Annotated in this window: 15 protein-coding genes; 8 read left to right on the top strand and 7 right to left on the bottom strand. The window is 66.1% G+C overall.

The window, feature by feature from the left end; all coding sequences use genetic code 11:
- Positions 1 to 33 precede the first annotated feature (33 nt).
- From KH616_RS02570 to mnmC, 4 genes are all read right to left on the bottom strand, one after another.
- Complete coding sequence (locus tag KH616_RS02570; RefSeq protein ID WP_292236031.1) at positions 34 to 669, bottom strand: MarR family winged helix-turn-helix transcriptional regulator; 636 nt, start codon at positions 667 to 669, stop codon at positions 34 to 36.
- Positions 670 to 1184: 515 nt separating this feature from the next.
- Positions 1185 to 2300, bottom strand: a complete 1116-nt coding sequence (locus KH616_RS02565; protein ID WP_292236030.1) for a YbdK family carboxylate-amine ligase — start codon at positions 2298 to 2300, stop codon at positions 1185 to 1187.
- A gap of 38 nt (positions 2301 to 2338) precedes the next feature.
- A complete protein-coding gene (locus KH616_RS02560; RefSeq protein WP_292236028.1) occupies positions 2339 to 3553 on the bottom strand; it encodes a cation:proton antiporter in 1215 nt (404 codons plus the stop codon).
- Between the two features lie 673 nt (positions 3554 to 4226).
- Positions 4227 to 6197 (bottom strand): bifunctional tRNA (5-methylaminomethyl-2-thiouridine)(34)-methyltransferase MnmD/FAD-dependent 5-carboxymethylaminomethyl-2-thiouridine(34) oxidoreductase MnmC, encoded by a 1971-nt coding sequence (gene mnmC / locus KH616_RS02555; RefSeq protein ID WP_292236026.1) that lies wholly within the window; start codon positions 6195 to 6197, stop codon positions 4227 to 4229.
- Positions 6198 to 6586: 389 nt separating this feature from the next.
- On the opposite strand from mnmC, the gene KH616_RS02550 reads away from it, so the two are divergent.
- The gene (locus tag KH616_RS02550; protein ID WP_006401505.1) at positions 6587 to 6865 is read left to right on the top strand and encodes an HU family DNA-binding protein; all 279 of its coding nucleotides are present in this window, start codon (positions 6587 to 6589) and stop codon (positions 6863 to 6865) included.
- 100 nt (positions 6866 to 6965) lie between these two features.
- On the opposite strand, the gene KH616_RS02545 is transcribed toward KH616_RS02550, so the two are convergent.
- Together KH616_RS02545 and KH616_RS02540 are read right to left on the bottom strand one after the other, a co-directional pair.
- Positions 6966 to 8264 (bottom strand): GTP-binding protein, encoded by a 1299-nt coding sequence (locus KH616_RS02545; protein WP_292236147.1) that lies wholly within the window; start codon positions 8262 to 8264, stop codon positions 6966 to 6968.
- Between the two features lie 129 nt (positions 8265 to 8393).
- Positions 8394 to 8840: a lytic transglycosylase domain-containing protein gene (locus tag KH616_RS02540; RefSeq protein ID WP_292234897.1), complete on the bottom strand. Its 447-nt coding sequence runs from the start codon at positions 8838 to 8840 to the stop codon at positions 8394 to 8396.
- Positions 8841 to 9200: 360 nt separating this feature from the next.
- On the opposite strand from KH616_RS02540, the gene gspD reads away from it, so the two are divergent.
- From gspD to gspF, 3 genes are read left to right on the top strand one after another with little or no spacing between them, the layout of a single operon-like run.
- Positions 9201 to 11549, top strand: coding sequence for a type II secretion system secretin GspD (gene gspD / locus KH616_RS02535; RefSeq protein WP_292234895.1), 2349 nt, complete (start codon positions 9201 to 9203; stop codon positions 11547 to 11549).
- Positions 11546 to 13042: a type II secretion system ATPase GspE gene (gene gspE, locus KH616_RS02530; RefSeq protein ID WP_292234894.1), complete on the top strand. Its 1497-nt coding sequence runs from the start codon at positions 11546 to 11548 to the stop codon at positions 13040 to 13042. The genes gspD and gspE overlap by 4 nt, the downstream gene beginning before the upstream one ends.
- A 4-nt stretch (positions 13043 to 13046) precedes the next feature.
- Positions 13047 to 14264: a type II secretion system inner membrane protein GspF gene (gene gspF, locus KH616_RS02525; RefSeq protein WP_292234892.1), complete on the top strand. Its 1218-nt coding sequence runs from the start codon at positions 13047 to 13049 to the stop codon at positions 14262 to 14264.
- Between the two features lie 36 nt (positions 14265 to 14300).
- Here gspF and KH616_RS02520 read toward each other — a convergent pair whose 3' ends face one another.
- A complete protein-coding gene (locus KH616_RS02520; protein WP_292234889.1) occupies positions 14301 to 14711 on the bottom strand; it encodes a type II secretion system protein N in 411 nt (136 codons plus the stop codon).
- Between the two features lie 180 nt (positions 14712 to 14891).
- Between KH616_RS02520 and gspG the strand changes: the two genes are divergently transcribed.
- Genes gspG through KH616_RS02500 form a run of 4 tightly spaced genes read left to right on the top strand, consistent with a single transcriptional unit; the run spans position 14892 to position 17189 of the window.
- Positions 14892 to 15344, top strand: a complete 453-nt coding sequence (gene gspG, locus KH616_RS02515; RefSeq protein ID WP_292234886.1) for a type II secretion system major pseudopilin GspG — start codon at positions 14892 to 14894, stop codon at positions 15342 to 15344.
- 39 nt (positions 15345 to 15383) lie between these two features.
- Positions 15384 to 15986, top strand: a complete 603-nt coding sequence (locus KH616_RS02510) for a GspH/FimT family pseudopilin (protein ID WP_292234885.1) — start codon at positions 15384 to 15386, stop codon at positions 15984 to 15986.
- 2 nt (positions 15987 to 15988) lie between these two features.
- Positions 15989 to 16417, top strand: coding sequence for a type II secretion system minor pseudopilin GspI (gene gspI, locus KH616_RS02505; protein WP_292236145.1), 429 nt, complete (start codon positions 15989 to 15991; stop codon positions 16415 to 16417).
- Entirely contained in the window at positions 16395 to 17189 is a 795-nt protein-coding gene (locus KH616_RS02500; RefSeq protein WP_292234884.1) for a prepilin-type N-terminal cleavage/methylation domain-containing protein, read from the top strand. The genes gspI and KH616_RS02500 overlap by 23 nt, the downstream gene beginning before the upstream one ends.

Here is a 17189-nt window from a genome sequence, read left to right as displayed (position 1 = left end):
ATCGGCCTCCCGGTCGATCGACGGACGTCAGGCTTACGCAAAAATCTTCCAGATCTTCTTTTGCGTCGCCGCGTCGGCTTCTTCGTGCACCGAACAATCGAGACGCAGATCCGCATCGGTGAGCGTCAGGTCGAGCGCGGTGCAAAAGTGCGCGGGCTTCTTCGACGCCTTCGACGGCTGAAAATGCGCGCAGGTCAGGCACATGCGCTGCGGCGGGATCGTGCCCGACACCTGCAGTTCGCGCAGCGTCTTCAGCAGCGCGCGATACAACGTGCCCTGCTCGTCCGCGCCGAGCGTGCCGACCGCCTTCGTCAGAAACGCCGGCCATTGCAGCGCCTTCTTCGCGGCGGTGCGGCCTCGAGCGGAAAGACGCACCGCCAGCGCGCGACCGTCGTCGAGCGCCCGGCGTTTTTCGACCAGGCCCTTCGTTTCGAGCGTACTGACCGCATCGCTCGTCGTCGCGGCGGTCAGCTGGGTCTCGCGTGCGATCTCGCCGAGCCGCATCGGGCCCTTGCGCTGAAGCAGCAGCACCAGGATTTCGCCCTGCGTCGGCGTCAGGCCTGCACCTTCCGCCCAATCCCATGCCTGGCTTCGCATGGCCGTACTCAACCGCAACAGACTGTGGGTGACACGCCCTGCAGCCTGATTCCCGTAAACGCCTTCGCTCATAGTGTTTTTCGCTTTGCCGTCGCCCTGCGCGAGGACAGCCGGTAGTGTGGAGATCGAATTTCCATCTCGGAACGGATGCGCATGATCGAGCGCACCCGGCACGGCCGTCGCGAGGCACGCGCGGCGGTCGCACAATCGCGGCGACCGGTGAGACACGGGGCGTATCCGCCGGTGTCCGCAAAGGCGACATTCTAAGCGACAGCAGAAAATCGTACAGCTAAGTTATTCACCCGAATCTGTGGAAAACCGCTGAACAACCCCAGGAATCGCCTGTGTCCGATTCACCGGGCAACGGCACACCAATCGAACGATCGCTATTCCGTCCTGCGCGGCCGACCGGCGCGGCGTTGAAATCCACCGGGTTATCCGGTCGGCATGCCGTTGACTTTTCAGCGGAATATCGGGTTATCCACAGTATTCCGCAGCCCAAGACGGCCATGACGGCGCCGGCATGCGGCAATCCGATGCCGCCCGGAAAACGAAACGGTCGAGCATTTTATTTGCAAAACAGATTTTCATTCCCGCCAACGCAAGCACTGCTGGCGGACGGTCTCGTTCAGCGATTTTTCGTGCTTGAAAACCGTGCGTAGCCACGATGCGTCGTTGACGCGCGCCTTCGCGAGCGCACCGATCTCGTCGAGCGCCGCGCGCGAACCGAGTGCCGCCGCATGCGGGGCGATCCGGTCGAGCGTATCGAGGATGTCCTCGCCAATCGTGCGACGCTCACCCGTCTGAGGATTCACGCACGTGCCTTCGAGACCGAAGCGGCATGCTTCGAAGCGGTTGAACGTGTAGACGAGATAGTCGTCTTCGGACAGCTTCAGCGGCCGTTCGGTCAGCAGGTAGCGTGCGAGCGTCTGGATGTAGCACGCGATGGCCGCCGCGCGGTCGACGGACAGCGGCGTGTCCATCACGCGCACCTCGATCGTCCCGTAGCCGGGCTTCGGCCGGATATCCCAGTAGAAGTCCTTCATCGAATTGACGACGCCGGTGTTCACCATCTTCATGAAGTACTCTTCGAAGCCGCTCCAGGTCAGCACGAACGGCGCGCGTCCGGACAGCGGGAACGCGAACACCGAATTGAGCCGCGCCGACTGGAAGCCGGTATCGACGTTCTGCACGAACGGCGACGATGCCGACAGCGCAATGAAGTGCGGAATGAAACGCGACATCGAATGCAGCAGGAACAGCGCGCTGTCCGGATCCGGACAGCCGATGTGCACGTGCTGGCCGAACACGGTGAACTGTTTCGCCAGATAGCCGTACAACTCGGAGATGTACTGGAAGCGCGGCGCATCGTAGATCTGCCGCTCGCTCCATTGCTGGAACGCATGCGTGCCGCCGCCGCACAGACCGACGTTGAGCTGGTCGGCCGCCTTGACGAGCACGTCGCGAATCGCCCGCAATTCACCGACCGCCTGCTCGTGCGTGTGGCAGATGCCGGTCGACAGCTCGATCATGCTTTCGGTGATTTCCGGCGTGATGTTGCCCGGGAAGGTTTCGCCCTGAATCAGCCGCATCAGGTCGGACGCCGCTTTCGTCAGATCGTAGTTGTGCGTGTTGACGACCTGGATCTCCAGCTCGACGCCGAACGTGAACGGCTCGGAATTGACGAATGTTTCGAGTGACATGGCAGTTTCCGGATAGTAGGCGCGTTGAGATCGGTGCGTCAGTTACTGTCGCTGCGCTCACCGACCGCCGACAGACAGCGGTAGACGACGAACGGGCCGACGAGTTGCAGCACGACAATCGCGCACATCACGATCGCACGCAGGTGCGGATCGAAATTCGGGTACAGCTGGTAGGTGTCGTCGACGAGCACATATGCGAGCGCGGACATCGGCGACAGTGCAACGCCGAGCGCGATGCCCTGCCTGAGCCCGATGCCGCTCGGCTTCGCGAACGCGACGGCGCCGGCCAGCTTCGCGACCAGCCGCGCGACGATCAGCACGATCGCGAACAGGCCGCCGAGCGCGATGTCGCCCCACGTAAACGACGTCAGCGTCAGGACGAACAGCGTCACCGTGAGCAGCCAGCCCGCCGTGCCGAAATGTTCGGGCCAGAGCTGCGGGCGCACTTCGAGGTTCTTCACGATGATGCCGGCGAGCAGCAGCGTCAGCAGCGTCGACAGTTTCAGCGCCTGCGCGACCGCGATCGCGATCATCACGAGCCCGAACAGCGCAACGAACGAATGCTCGTTGCGCATCGTCGCAGTCATGTGGCGAAACAGGAAATTGCAGGCGCGCGCGACGATGTAGGCGACGATGAACGAACCCGACAACAGGTAGACCGGCTGCAGGATCGTCGCGAACACGTTGCCGTAGGCTTCCTGGTGCAGCCAGCTCGTCACGAGCTTGGTCAGCACGACCGCGTAGACGCTGTTGAGCGCGGTCAGCGTGATGAGGCGTTGCGACACCTGCCCTTCCGCGCGCAATTCGGTCTTCAGCTGGATCACCATCGAAGGCGACGTCGCGATCGCGATGGCCGCCACCACGAGCGCGACCATGCCCGACACACCGAGTCCGAGGAGCACGAACAGTACGATCACGAATGTGAGCGTGGCTTCGGCGAGGCTCGACGCGATCAGCCACGGATTGCGGCGAATCCAGCGCAAGTCGAGCCGGCTGCCGAGTTCGAACAGCAGCAGACCGAGCGCGACATCGATCAGCAGGCGCGACGTTTCGTCAGTCTTGGCGTCGATCACGCCGAAACCGAACGAGCCGGCGATCAGGCCGATCACCGCATAACCGGTAATGCGCGGCAGCCGCCATGCGCGATAGCAGAGTTCGCCGCACAGGCCTGCGGCGAACAGCGCGAGGCCGGCCCAGAACACGGCATCCGGCGCGAGCGGCCAGTTGGGCAGAAATGAGAACGCCGACTTCATCGTGGTGAATTCTCCTTTGGAAGCAAACCAACAGCGATGCGCGGTCAAGCGTGGGGATGGAGTTGCGCGTCGGCTGGGTCGCCCCGAGTGTGTTTGTTGTGCACGACTGCAGGACATGGGAACTGCCTGCACCGCCGTCGGGCGGAAATGTCGCTCAGATACGCCGATCTGGATTGTCGGCCTGGTGTGTGAATGGACTGCGCAATCTCGAAGATTCAGATTCGAAATCGTGCCGACCGTTCCGTTGAAGCATGTCCGGTGCATGTCCGGACGAACGCGAAGGAAACCGATTGTGCCACAGGTTTTCGGGACGAAAGCCGATTGTCCGGTCGGCTGACCTGCCGGCAGGTCGGTCTGCCTTTCAATTCAAAGGTTTACTTGTATGTATACGTAGTAGAAGTTAACAAGCAGCGCACAGCACAGTGGATAACTGTGGTTTACGTCGATGGATCAATGCGTTGGCGAAACCATAACCCGCTGCACAGGCTGTTTGTGCACAGCAGGTTGCGATGAGTAACTTTTGGGGCGTTTCACAGCTGTGTAGAGTTACCCCGTTTACGTCCACTGTGATTGCACACGGAATGCGTGCGGATTCAGCGCGGTTATCCACAGAGTGACGTGGATAACCATGCTGTGCCGCTGTGTGGTGCAGGATCGGGCAAGGTGAGAAACGTCAGTTTGCGGTGTTCACCCGTCGGGCGCGCAGCGCACGGATGAGGAATCGGGCGGGATCGATCGCTTCGGCAAGCTCGCGTTCGAGCGGCCACGGCTCGCCTTCGAGCTGGGAGGCGATCAGTTCGGCGCCGAGCGCGGACCAGGTCAGCCCGCGCGAGCCATAGCCGAAAGCGCCAAAAAGACCGGCGGTGCGCGGAAGATCGCGCGCTTTCGCACCGCTGAGCGCTTTCGCTTGCGCGACCGCCTGCGCTTCGTCGGCGAGCGGTCCGATCATGGGCAGTCGATCGGCCACGACCCAGCGGAATGCGACGCGGCCGTGCAATATCCCGGCGTCGGGCACGTGGCCGAGCAGGCCAGGCAGCAAGCGGCCGACACGATCGAGATTTTCCTGGTGGCCGGCGGCACGCATGACCGGATCGATATCGCCGGGTTCGAATGTTGCACCCGTGAGCAGCGTGCCGTCTTCGAGCGGCACCGCATAGCCGTCGCCGATCACCGGACAGACGAGCGGCGACGCGCTGCCGGGCGGCAGCAGCGTCAGCTGCCCGCGCACCGGCTGCAGCGGAACGTGCTGCAAGCCCGCAAGCCGGACTGCGTCGCCCGCATTCGCGAGCACGACGACCGGTGCGTCGGCGAGCGAACGGCCTTCCGCGTCGAGCGCATGCCAGCGTTCACCGCGGCGTTCGAGCCGTGCGACTTCGGTGCCCGACAATACCGTCACGCGCTCACCGGACGCCGCGCATTGCGCGCGGGCCAGCGCGGCGGGTTGTACCGATCCGCCGTGTGGAAACAGCAGGCCGCCGTGCGCCACCGGCAGCGCCAGGTGCGCGCGGGCCGCGTCGACGGTGAGCAATTGCGCGTAGTCGGGCGGTACGCCGAGCGCATCGAACGCGGCACGCATCCGTTCGAAGTCGTCGTCCGATTCGGCAAGATGAATCATGCCGTGCGTGCTGCGTCCGATCGGATGACCGGCCCGTTCAAGCGCGCGCCAGCGAGTGAGCGCATGGAGAAAGCCGCTGCGCGTGAGCCGGCTCGCGACGTTGTCGTCGCGCGTCATCAACGGATGGAATACGCCGGCGGGATTGCCCGACGCTTCGGTGGCGATCTGCGTGTGGCGCTCGATCAGCGTGACGTCCCAGCCGCGTGCAGCGAGCCGTTCGACGACCGCGCATCCTGCGATGCCCGCGCCGATCACGATCGCGTGGCGTTCGCCGACGTTCATCGCGCGTGGCGGATCGTGCCTGCGCATCCGCCAGCGCGGCGCGAATTCGCCGGCAAGCATCGCGCACTCGCCGCCTGAACCGGCGACTTCCCGATGCGCGAAGCCCGCTTCGTCGAGCGCATGCTTGACGGCGTCGGCGTTCGCATCGGTCGCGAATGTCGCGTGATCGTCGGCGATGCGCGCCATGGCGCGAAACACGTCGGGCAACGACATGTCCTCGTTTTGTGTCGGCGCGACGTCGTGAAGATAGAACGCATCGGCGCGCACGACGAGCTTCGGCAGCATCGCGAGCGCATCGCCGAATACGAGCGTCAATACGACGCGCCCTTCGTCGAATTCGAGGCGGTGCAGGCCCGGCACGAGCATCGGCCATGTATCGACGAGCGCATCGACATCCGCCGATATGGTTGTGTTTGCAACGATATGCGCGAGGGCGACGCGCAAGTCGTCGCGCGTAAACGGATGCTGCTCGACCGACACGACATGCAGCCGTTCGCATCGCTCGGGATCGTTGCGCCACGCGGCCCAGGTCGCAAGGAAATGGCTGCCGGCACCGAAGCCCGTCTCGACGACCGTAAACGTGCGCCTGCCCTGCCAGCGTCCCGGCAAGCCGTTGCCCTGGACAAACACACGGTTTGCCCGCGCGAGCGCGTCGGCGTCACGGGAACGAATGTCGCCGTGCTCCGGCGAGACGAGGATGCCGTCGTCGCGGAACGCGAGCGTGGCGGGAACGAGTCGGTCTGGCATGCGAAACAAAATATGGGACGGCCAAGCCTGGCAAGGGTTTGCACGAGACCGCCCGCCCCGGCCGTTGGCAAAAACCAACGGCGATGCGCATAGGCGGTTCCGGTTGCGTATCCTGTCCGGCCGGCACGGGTCAAAAAACGCGCAATCAGTGATTCATTCGGCGAAATACCGATGAAAATCTTTGAAACCCTTGTCGTTATTGGGTTTGCGCTGCGCTATCATAGCAACGCCGTACCGCGGGGTGGCTGCCGGCATGCCGGAGAGCGAACTGCGCGGGCCAGGATTCGGCGCTGTGTCGTTGGAGATCGACTCTCGACGGCACGGTTCGCGCACGTATAATCGGCGCGTTCGCGCTGTTCGTGTCAACCTAACCTGAAAAAGGAACCTTAATGAACAAACAGGAACTGATCGACGCCGTCGCCGCTCAGACGGGCGCCAGCAAGGCTCAAACCGGCGAAACGCTGGACACGCTGCTCGAAGTCATCAAGAAGGCTGTGTCGAAGGGCGACGCGGTTCAGCTGATCGGCTTCGGCAGCTTCGGTTCGGGCAAGCGCGCAGCACGTACGGGCCGCAACCCGAAGACCGGCGAAACCATCAAGATCCCGGCAGCCAAGACGGTCAAGTTCACCGCAGGCAAGGCGTTCAAGGACGCCGTCAACAAGCGTTAATTCAGCGCCTGTTCAGAAAAAAACCCGCCGTCTGGCGGGTTTTTTGTGGGCGCGCGGTTTTTTCACTGCCGAACGTCCCGTTTGCAGGCTTTAACGGTTGTCACGAATGTTGCAGGATCTGCGCGTCGCCGTGGTCGTCGTCGTGCGCATCGATGTCCCATGCCGGGAACGGATCGTCGAAGTGCGTCCATTGCGCTGCGCCGAGTGCGAATTCCGCATCGGTCAGCAAACACGCGTCGAGTTTCGCGCGCCATGCGGCATCGTCGAGCCCGATGCCGATCAGCACCAGTTCCTGCCGTCGATCGCCGATCGACCGATCGTCGAGATCGCCCTGCCATTCCGCGCGGATCTCGTCGAGCAGCTCGTCGTCGTCCGGCCATTCCGCGCGATCCTGCGCCGCCCACCACAAGCCGGCCGGTCCGTGCCGGCAGACGCCGCCCGCCTGCGACAGCGACCCGGCGATGTCGTTGCGCGTCGCGAGCCAGAAGAATCCCTTGCTGCGCAGCACGCCCGGCCATTCCTGATGCAGCAGTGCCCAGAGCCGCACCGGATGGAACGGCCGGCGCGCGCGATAGACGAAATTGCCGATGCCGAACTCGTCCGCTTCGCCATGCGCATGCGAATGGGCGTGATCGTGACCGTCGCCGTGCGCGTGCTCGAGCGACGCGAGCCAGCCCGGCGCGTTCGCCGCGGCGTCGAAATCGAAGCGGCCGGTGTTCAGCACTTCGCCGAGCGGCACGTTGCCGAAGGTCGACACGATCTGGTGCGCACGCGGATTCAGTCGCGCGAGGATGTGCTGCAGGCGCGCCAGTTCCTCCGCGCCGACGAGGTCGGCCTTGTTGATCACGAGGACGTCGCAGAATTCGATCTGCTCGATCAGCAGCTCGACGAGCGTGCGGTCGTCTTCGTCGGTCGCGGCGATACCGCGCTCGGCGAGCGCGTCGTCCGAGCCGTAGTCGCGCAGGAAATTGAACGCGTCGACCACGGTGACCAGCGTATCGAGACGCGCGATTTCGGCGAGCGATGCGCCGTGATCGTCGACGAAGGTGAAGGTTTCGGCGATCGGCATCGGCTCGGCGATGCCGGTCGATTCGATCAGGATCGCGTCGAAGCGGCCTTCCGCGGCGAGCTTGCGGATCTCGACCAGCAGGTCGTCGCGCAGCGTGCAGCAGATGCAGCCGTTCGACATCTCGACGAGGCGTTCCTCGACATGCGACAGCGCGGACGCGTCGCGCACGAGCGTCGCGTCGATGTTGACCGATGCGAGGTCGTTGACGATCACGGCGACCTTCAGGCCGGCGCGATTCGCGAGGATATGGTTGAGCAGCGTGGTCTTGCCGGCGCCGAGGAAGCCGGACAGCACGGTGACGGGCAACGGCGGGTTCATTGCGTTATGCACCAACGAAAATAGGGAGAAGCGGGCGCGGCGCTGCCCGATCGGGCGCCTCGGCTCAGGCCGGGCGCGGGGCAAATCCGCAGCGTAAGCCCGCATTGTGCATCAAACGCGTCCTGGCCTGCCCGCGCGCGGTCATTGCGGCGGCAGCAGCTTCCATTGCGTCAGGATCGCGGCGATCTGCTTCGCGTACTTGTCGCGCAGGGCGGGCGTCTCCGAATGATAGGCGCCGACGGCCTGCCAGGTGTTGCCGTACTTGTCCATTTTCCGGCGCAGGTGCCACGCCGCGATATAGACGCTCTTGCACGGTTCCATCAGCGTATCGCGGCCGATGCCGTACCGCGACAGCGTGGGCAGATGGATCGAATTGATCTGCATGAGCCCGTAGTCGACCGAGCCGTTCCCATTCCGGTTCTGCGCATCGGGGCGGTTGCGCGATTCCTGCCACGCAATGGCGCGCAGGATCAGCGGATTGACTTTCTGATATCGGGCGGCTTCGTCAAAACAATCGGCATGCGCGTTTCCGCCGGCGAGCATCGTGCCGGCTGCGAATAGCGCCATCGAAACGAACCGTCTGTTCATTGACTGAATGAAGGAAACTCGCGTGAACGGGGGGCGGGAAAACCCGTGTCCAGAATTCGCGCGACGTGCACCGCGTGGCTCGTATCATACAGACAGCATCGTGCGTCCGGTGCGATGTGCGAATGCCGGGTTATACCGCATTTCTGTTTCGGTTCATCCTGAAATGATGGCAATAAACAAACGGGCCCGCGCGCCGGAACTTACAGATGACCTACGCGCGGCTGGATCCATGTCGCAAGTGAGACATTCCTCGGCTCGACGTGACATTTTCGACATGAAAAACTGCTAATGTCGCTATTTTCGACATTGATCCTGCAATACCGCCGGATGCGACCTGAGCCGGCATCGACTCATTCATCCATGACAAGAACTCGCTTCGTTATGCGGCGTATCGCCTCGACGCTCGTCGTTGCCGGAATCGTCATTTCGCAGGCCGCGTATGCCCAGGTCACGCTCAATTTCGTCAACGCGGACATCGATCAGGTCGCCAAGGCGATCGGCGCTGCGACCGGCAAGACGATCATCGTCGATCCCCGCGTGAAGGGGCAGCTCAACCTCGTCGCGGAACGTCCGGTGCCGCAGGATCAGGCATTGAAGACGCTGCAGTCGGCGCTGCGCATGCAGGGCTTCGCGCTCGTGCAGGATCACGGCGTGCTGAAGGTCGTGCCGGAGGCCGACGCGAAGCTGCAGGGCGTGCCGACCTACATCGGCAACGCGCCGCAGGCGCGCGGCGACCAGATCGTCACGCAGGTGTTCGAGCTGCGCAACGAATCGGCGAACAACCTGTTGCCGGTGCTGCGCCCGCTGATCTCGCCGAACAACACCGTCACCGCCTATCCGGCGAACAACACGATCGTCGTCACCGACTACGCGGACAACGTGCGCCGCATCGCGCAGATCATCGCCGGCGTCGACAGCGCGGCGGGCGCGCAGGTGGCGGTCGTGCCGCTCAGGAACGCGAACGCGATCGACACCGCCACGCAGCTGTCGAAGCTGCTCGACCCGGGCGCGATCGGCAACAGCGACGCGACGCTCAAGGTCTCGGTGACAGCCGATCCGCGCACCAACTCGCTGATGCTGCGCGCGTCGAATCCGTCGCGCCTCGCAGCCGCCAGGCGGCTCGCGCAGCAACTCGACGCGCCGACCGGGAAGCCGGGCAACATGCATGTCGTGACGCTGCGCAACGCGGATGCGGTGAAGCTCGCGAAGACCCTGCGCGCGATGATGGGACGGGGCGGCAGCGAAAGCGGCGCATCGGCGACGTCGAACGATGCGAGCGCATTCAACCAGAATCCCTCGTCGGGCAGCAGCTTCTCGACCGGGACGCCGGGCACCCCGCCGCTGCCGTCGTCGATGAGCGGTTCGTCTTCGTCCTCGGGGTACGGCGGCGGTGCGTCGCAAGGCGGCGGCCTCGGCACCGCGGGCCTGCTCGGCGGCGACAAGGACAAGGGCGGCGAGGACAACCAGCCGGGCGGCATGATCCAGGCCGATGCGGCGACGAATTCGCTGATCATCACCGCGCCCGATCCCGTCTACCGCAATCTGCGCACGGTGATCGACCAGCTCGACGCGCGGCGCGCGCAGGTCTACCTCGAAGCGCTGATCGTCGAACTGAGCGCGAACACCGGCGCAAACCTCGGCATCCAGTGGCAAGGCGCGCTGCTGTCCGGCAACAACGCCGTCTATGCCGGCTCGAACATCCCCGCGCTCGGTGTCGGCACGGTCGGCAACGGCAACAGCATCGTCGACCTGACCGTGCTCGGCAACACGCTGAACACGGGCACCAGTACGGTCGGCGCGGCGCTTACCGGCGCGTTGCAGAACGGCGTCAACATCGGCTGGCTGCACAAGTTCGGCAACATCTGGGGCCTGGGCGGCCTGTTGCAGGCGCTGTCGCAGTCGAGCGACGCGAACATCCTGTCGACGCCGAACCTGATCACGCTCGACAACGAGGAAGCACGGATCGTCGTCGGCCAGAACGTGCCGATCCCGACCGGCTCGTACTCGAACCTGACGGCCGGCAACACCAGCACGGCGTTCAATACGTACGACCGGCGCGACGTCGGCATCACGCTGCACGTGAAGCCGACCATCACCGACGGCGGCATCCTGAAGCTCCAGCTGTATACGGAAAGCTCGTCGGTCGCGGCCGGCACGCTGAACAACCTGACCGGCCCGACCTTCAACAAGCGCTCGATCCAGTCGACCGTGCTCGCCGACGACGGCCAGATCATCGTGCTCGGCGGCTTGATGCAGGACAGCTATTCGACCGGCGTGAACAAGGTGCCGCTGCTCGGCGACATTCCGTGGCTCGGCCAGCTGTTCCGTTCGGAATCCAAGAGCCGCCAGAAGACCAACCTGATGGTGTTCCTGCGGCCGGTCGTGGTGCGCGACGGCGCGACGAGCGAAGCGATCGCGGCGAACCGTTACGACTATGCGCGCGGCATGCAGGGCGCGTACCAGTCGGACAACCGGCTGATCCGCGACAGGGATACGCCGATGCTGCCGGCCGCGCCCGCGGGTCCGAGCCAGGGCGGCGTGCCGGCGATGAACCTGTTCAACCTCGACGACATGCGCCGGATGCCGGAGCAGCCGGCGCCGCAACCGTCCTCGCCCGCGCAGGCGCAACCGGGTGCGCAACCGCAGGCCGTGCCGCAGCAGCCGGTGCCGCAATTGCCGCTGACGGCCACGCCGGGAGCGTCGCAGTGACCGACGCGCTCGCGCCCTCCCCTGACGGCGCGCCGGGCGAACGGCCGGCGCCGTCTCCCGTCGCCGCGCGGCTCTTGCCGTACGGCTTCGCGAAGAGCGGACAGGTGCTCGTCGCGCATCAGCACGACGACACGCTCGAAGTGTGGATCAGCGATCGCACCAGCGACGCGGCGCTCGCCGAGATTGCGCGCAACTTCGGCGCGATCACCGTGCATCGCATGCCGGCCGACGCGCTCGCGCAGGCGATCAACCAGGCCTACGCGCGCCAGGACGGCAGTGCGGCGCAGGTGGTCGGCGAGGTCGAGGGCGAAGTCGATCTGTCGCGGTTGATGCAGGACATTCCCGAGGTCGAGGATCTGCTCGAATCCGAGGACGACGCGCCGATCATCCGGATGATCAATGCGCTCCTGACACAAGCGGCGCGCGAGCAGGCGTCCGACATCCATATCGAGCCGTTCGAGAACGCGTCGGTCGTGCGCTTTCGCGTCGACGGCACGCTGCGCGACGTCGTCCGGCCGAAGAAGGCGCTGCACGGCGCGCTGATCTCGCGGATCAAGATCATGGCGCAGCTCGACATCGCCGAGAAACGCCTGCCGCAGGACGGCCGCATCACGTTGCGCGTCGGCGGCCGGCCGGTCGACGTGCGGGTCTCGACGCTGCCGACCGGGCACGGCGAGCGCGCAGTGCTGCGCCTGCTCGAAAAGGACGCGCAGCGCCTGAACCTCGAAGCGCTCGGCATGGGCCGGGACACGCTCGGGCAGTTCGACAAGCTGATCTCGCGGCCGCACGGCATCGTGCTCGTGACCGGCCCGACCGGTTCGGGCAAGACGACGACGCTGTACGCGTCGCTGTCGCGGCTCGAAACCGCGACCACCAACATCATGACCGTCGAGGATCCGATCGAATACGACCTGTCCGGCATCGGCCAGACGCAGGTGAACGAGCGGATCGGCATGACCTTCGCGCGGGCGCTGCGCTCGATCCTGCGCCAGGATCCGGACGTGATCATGATCGGCGAAATCCGCGACCTCGAAACCGCGCAGATCGCGGTGCAGGCATCGCTGACCGGCCACCTCGTGCTTGCGACGCTGCACACGAACGATGCGGCGTCGGCGGTCACGCGCCTGACCGACATGGGCGTCGAGCCGTACCTGCTCGCGTCGTCGCTGCTCGGCGTGCTCGCGCAGCGGCTCGTGCGGCAGCTCTGCCCGGTCTGCAAGGAAGCTCGGCACGAGGACGGCCGCACCGTCTGGCATCCGGTCGGCTGCGACAAGTGCGGGCATTCGGGTTATACGGGCCGGCGCGGCGTCTACGAACTGCTGGTGGTCGACGATGCGATCCGTTCGCAGATCCACCGCAACGCGGCCGACGCGGAAATCCTCGCGACCGGCCGCGCGCAAGGGATGCGCACGCTGCGCGACGACGCCGAGCGCTGGCTCGCGTCCGGCGCGACCTCGCTCGAGGAAGTGCTGCGCGTGACGGGAGGCGCATAGCGCGATGCCGGCATTCCGTTTCGAAGCGATCGATACCGCGGGCCGTGCGCAAAAAGGCGTGGTCGAAGCCGACAGCGCGCGGGCCGCGCGCGGCCAGCTGCGCACGCAGGGGCTGACGCCGCTCGTCGTCGAGCCGGCCGCGAGCGCGAGCCGCGGCGCGCGGACGCAGCGTCTCGCGATCGGCCGCAGGCTGTCGCAGCGCGAACAGGCGATCCTCACGCGCCAGCTCGCGAGCCTGCTGATCGCCGGATTGCCGCTCGACGAAGCGCTCGGCGTGCTGACCGAACAGGCCGAGCGCGACTACATCCGCGAACTGATGGCGGAGATCCGCGCGGAGGTGCTCGGCGGCCATTCGCTCGCGAACGCGCTCGCCCAGCATCCGCGCGATTTTCCGGACATCTACCGTGCGCTGGTGTCGGCGGGCGAGCACACCGGCAAGCTCGGCATCGTGCTGTCGCGGCTCGCCGACTACATCGAGCAGCGCAATGCGCTGAAGCAGAAGATCCTGCTCGCCTTCACCTATCCGGCGATCGTCACCCTGATCGCCTTCGGCATCGTCACGTTCCTGTTGAGCTACGTGGTGCCGCAGGTCGTCAACGTGTTCGCGAGCACCAAGCAGCAGCTGCCGGTGCTGACGCTCGTGATGATGGCGCTGTCGGCTTTCGTGCGGCACTGGTGGTGGGCGATCCTGATCGCGGCGGCGGTCGTCGTCTATCTGGTGCGCGCGACGCTGTCGCGCGACGGGCCGCGCCTCGCGTTCGACCGCTGGCTGCTCACCGCGCCGCTGGCCGGCAAGCTGGTGCGCGGCTACAACACGGTGCGTTTCGCGAGCACGCTCGGCATCCTCAGCGCGGCGGGCGTGCCGATCCTGCGCGCGCTGCAGGCGGCCGGCGAAACGCTGTCGAACCGCGCGATGCGCGCGAACATCGACGACGCGATCGTGCGCGTGCGCGAAGGCTCCGCGCTGTCGCGCGCACTGAACAATGTGAAGACGTTTCCGCCGGTGCTCGTGCATCTGATCCGGTCGGGCGAGGCGACCGGCGATGTGACGACGATGCTCGATCGTGCGGCGGACGGCGAGGCACGCGAGCTGGAGCGCCGCACGATGTTCCTGACGAGCCTGCTCGAGCCGCTTCTGATCCTCGCGATGGGGGGCATCGTGCTCGTGATCGTGCTGGCCGTGATGCTGCCGATCATCGAGCTGAACAACATGGTGCAGTGACCCGCGGCCCGCGCGGGGGCGTCGCGAAACGCGGGCTCAGCGGACGTAGATCGCCGGAGACGGCGTGTTCACGGGCAGGAAGATTTCGGCGTGGGCGCCGTTGCGGTCGACGATGATCGAGCGGTCGCGGACTTCGGCGAGCGTCGCGCCGGGCGAGACCTCGGCCCCGAGCGACACCGCGCGCGGCGGCTCGCCGCCGACGCCGACGATCGCGGCGGCGCCGCGCTGCAGCGCCAGGATGCCGAACAGGTGGATGTCCTGCACGGCATTGCGGTCGAGCTTGCCGCCGAACAGCGCCGCGGCGTCCTCGGTGCGGATCGGGGGCCGCGCGACGGCGGCGGGCAGCGGCGCTTCGCGGGCCGACAGCGTGACGACCCAGTACGTGGCCGTCGCGCACAACGCAGCGAAGAGTGCGAGGGAGAGGATCCGGATCGAGAGCGCGTTCATGCGCGTTATTGTACGGATGTGTGTGAAATTTGCGTTGAGTGAAAGCCCTTGTCGGGCCGCCCCTTACAATGCGTGCTCCGCGCCCGGAGCAATCGGGGGCGCCGTCCCGCGGGGACGGCCTTCGATCGTGGCGGGCGCTCGCTCAATCGACGACATTTTTTTGGAAAGAGGTAGTCAGTCATGCAAACGTGGATCACTCGCCGCACCGAGGCCGGCCGCCGTCAGCGCGGTTTCACGCTGATCGAGATCATGGTGGTGATCGCGATCCTCGGCATTCTCGCGGCGCTGATCGTGCCGAAGATCATGAGCCGGCCGGACGAAGCGCGCCGCATCGCCGCGAAGCAGGACATCGGCACGGTCATGCAGGCGCTCAAGCTGTACCGTCTCGACAACGGCCGCTATCCGTCGCAGGAACAGGGCCTGAACGCGCTGATCCAGAAGCCGGCCACCGATCCGATCCCGAACAACTGGAAGGAAGGCGGCTATCTCGAGCGTCTGCCGAACGACCCGTGGGGCAACGCCTACAAGTATCTGAACCCGGGCGTGCACGGCGAAATCGACGTGTTCAGCTACGGCGCCGACGGCAAGGAAGGCGGCGAAGGCAACGATACCGATATCGGTTCGTGGCAGTAACCGGACGCTGATCTCCCAGGCGCGACGCCCGTTCCGATCATGCCCGCCATCCGTATGACCTTTCGCTTCGGGGAGCGCTTCGCGGCGTCCCGCCGTCCGGAAGCGCAGCCTTCCGGGCGCGCCCCCGGCGCGCCGCGTTCGGCGCGTGCTCCGGGCAGGTCCGCCGCGCCGTATCCGAAAGGCGCGGCCGGCGGGGCGCGCGGCTTCACGCTGCTCGAGATGCTGGTCGTGCTGGTGATCGCGGGCCTGCTGGTGTCGCTCGCGTCGCTGTCGCTGACGCGCAATCCGCGCACCGACCTGCGTGAAGAGGCGCAGCGGCTCGCGCTGCTGTTCGAGACCGCGGGCGACGAGGCTCAGGTGCGCGCCCGCCCGATCGCGTGGCAGCCGACCGCACACGGCTTCCGGTTCGATGTGAGCACCGCCGACGGCTGGCGCACACTGCGCGACGATCTGCTGCGTCCGCGCGACTGGGACGGCGGCGTCACCGGTGCCGACATCGACTATCCGGGTTCCGACCTGCACGCCAGCCGCGTCGTGTTCGGCACCGAGAGCATCGACACGCCGGTGCGCGTGACGCTGCATTCGCCGGCCGGCAGCACGACGATCGTCGGCACCGGCAACGGCCGCTATCAGGTGCAATGACGATGCGCCGGCGGCCGCCCTTCCCGCTTTTCGCCGCGCGGCGCCCGGCCCGAGGCCGTGTCCCGCGCGGTTTCACGATGATCGAGGTGCTGGTCGCCCTGGCGATCATCGCCGTGGCGCTCGCGGCATCGATCCGTGCGGTCGGCTCGATGGCGAACGGCACATCCGACCTGCATCGCCGGCTGCTGGCCGGCTGGAGCGCCGACAATGCGCTTGCCCAGCTGCGCCTCGCGCACGCGTGGCCGCCGCTCGGCGAGCAAAGCTTCGACTGTTCGCAGGGCAACGTGCAGCTCGTCTGTACGCAGCGCGTCAGCACCACGCCGAACCCGGTGTTCCGGCGTGTCGAGATTTCGGTGAGCGCGCCGGGAAATCCCGGCTCACTTGCGCAGATGGTGACGGTGATCCCGAATGAAACCAGCCGCTCACTCTGACGCATCCGCGCCGCATTCGACCGGCGCTTCCCTGCGTCGCGCCGGGGCGCCTGCGCCGCGCGCGTCAGGCGCACGTTCGTCGGGACGGATTCCGGGGACGGCTGCTGCGCCGTATTCCACGGGCGCGGCCTGCAGGTCACGCGGCTTCACGCTGATCGAGCTGATGATCGCGATCGCGATTCTTGCGGTGGTCGCCGTGCTGTCGTGGCGCGGGCTCGACCAGATCGTGCGCGGTCGCGACAAGGTCGCCGCCGCGATGGAGGACGAGCGCGTGTTCGCGCAGATGTTCGACCAGATGCGCATCGATGCCCGCCGCGCGGCAACGGACGACGAGGCCGGCCAGCCCGCGATCGGCATCGCCGGCAACACGCTGCAGATTGTCCGCGAGTTCGACGCGCCGGGTCTGGCGCCGCGCTTGCAGGTGATCCGCTACCGGATCGCGGGCGGCCGCGTGGTGCGCTTCGCGTCGCCGCCGATCGACGAGGCGAACCGGCTGCGCGACGTGCTCAAGAACAGCAGCATCGAAGGCTGGCATGCGGTGGCGCTGATGAACGGCGTCGGCGCGATCAACGCGCAGCTGTACGTGCCGCGCGTCGGCTGGACGGCCAATATGCCGGCGGCCGAGGCGGCGCTCGCGCAGAACAACGAGGCGCTCAAGGTGCCGCAGCTCGGCAACGCGCCGCCGCCGCGGGCGGTGACGGGCCTGCAGGTCAGCATCGGCGCGACGTCGCTGCGCGTGCCGGTCTCGCGCATCTTCCTCGTCGGGGAATGA

Origin of the sequence: Burkholderia sp. (genome assembly GCF_018375725.1) — a bacterium.
Classification (GTDB): domain Bacteria; phylum Pseudomonadota; class Gammaproteobacteria; order Burkholderiales; family Burkholderiaceae; genus Burkholderia.
The sequence above is the reverse complement of the archived record's forward strand: the minus strand, read 5'-3'. Positions and strand labels throughout refer to the sequence as shown.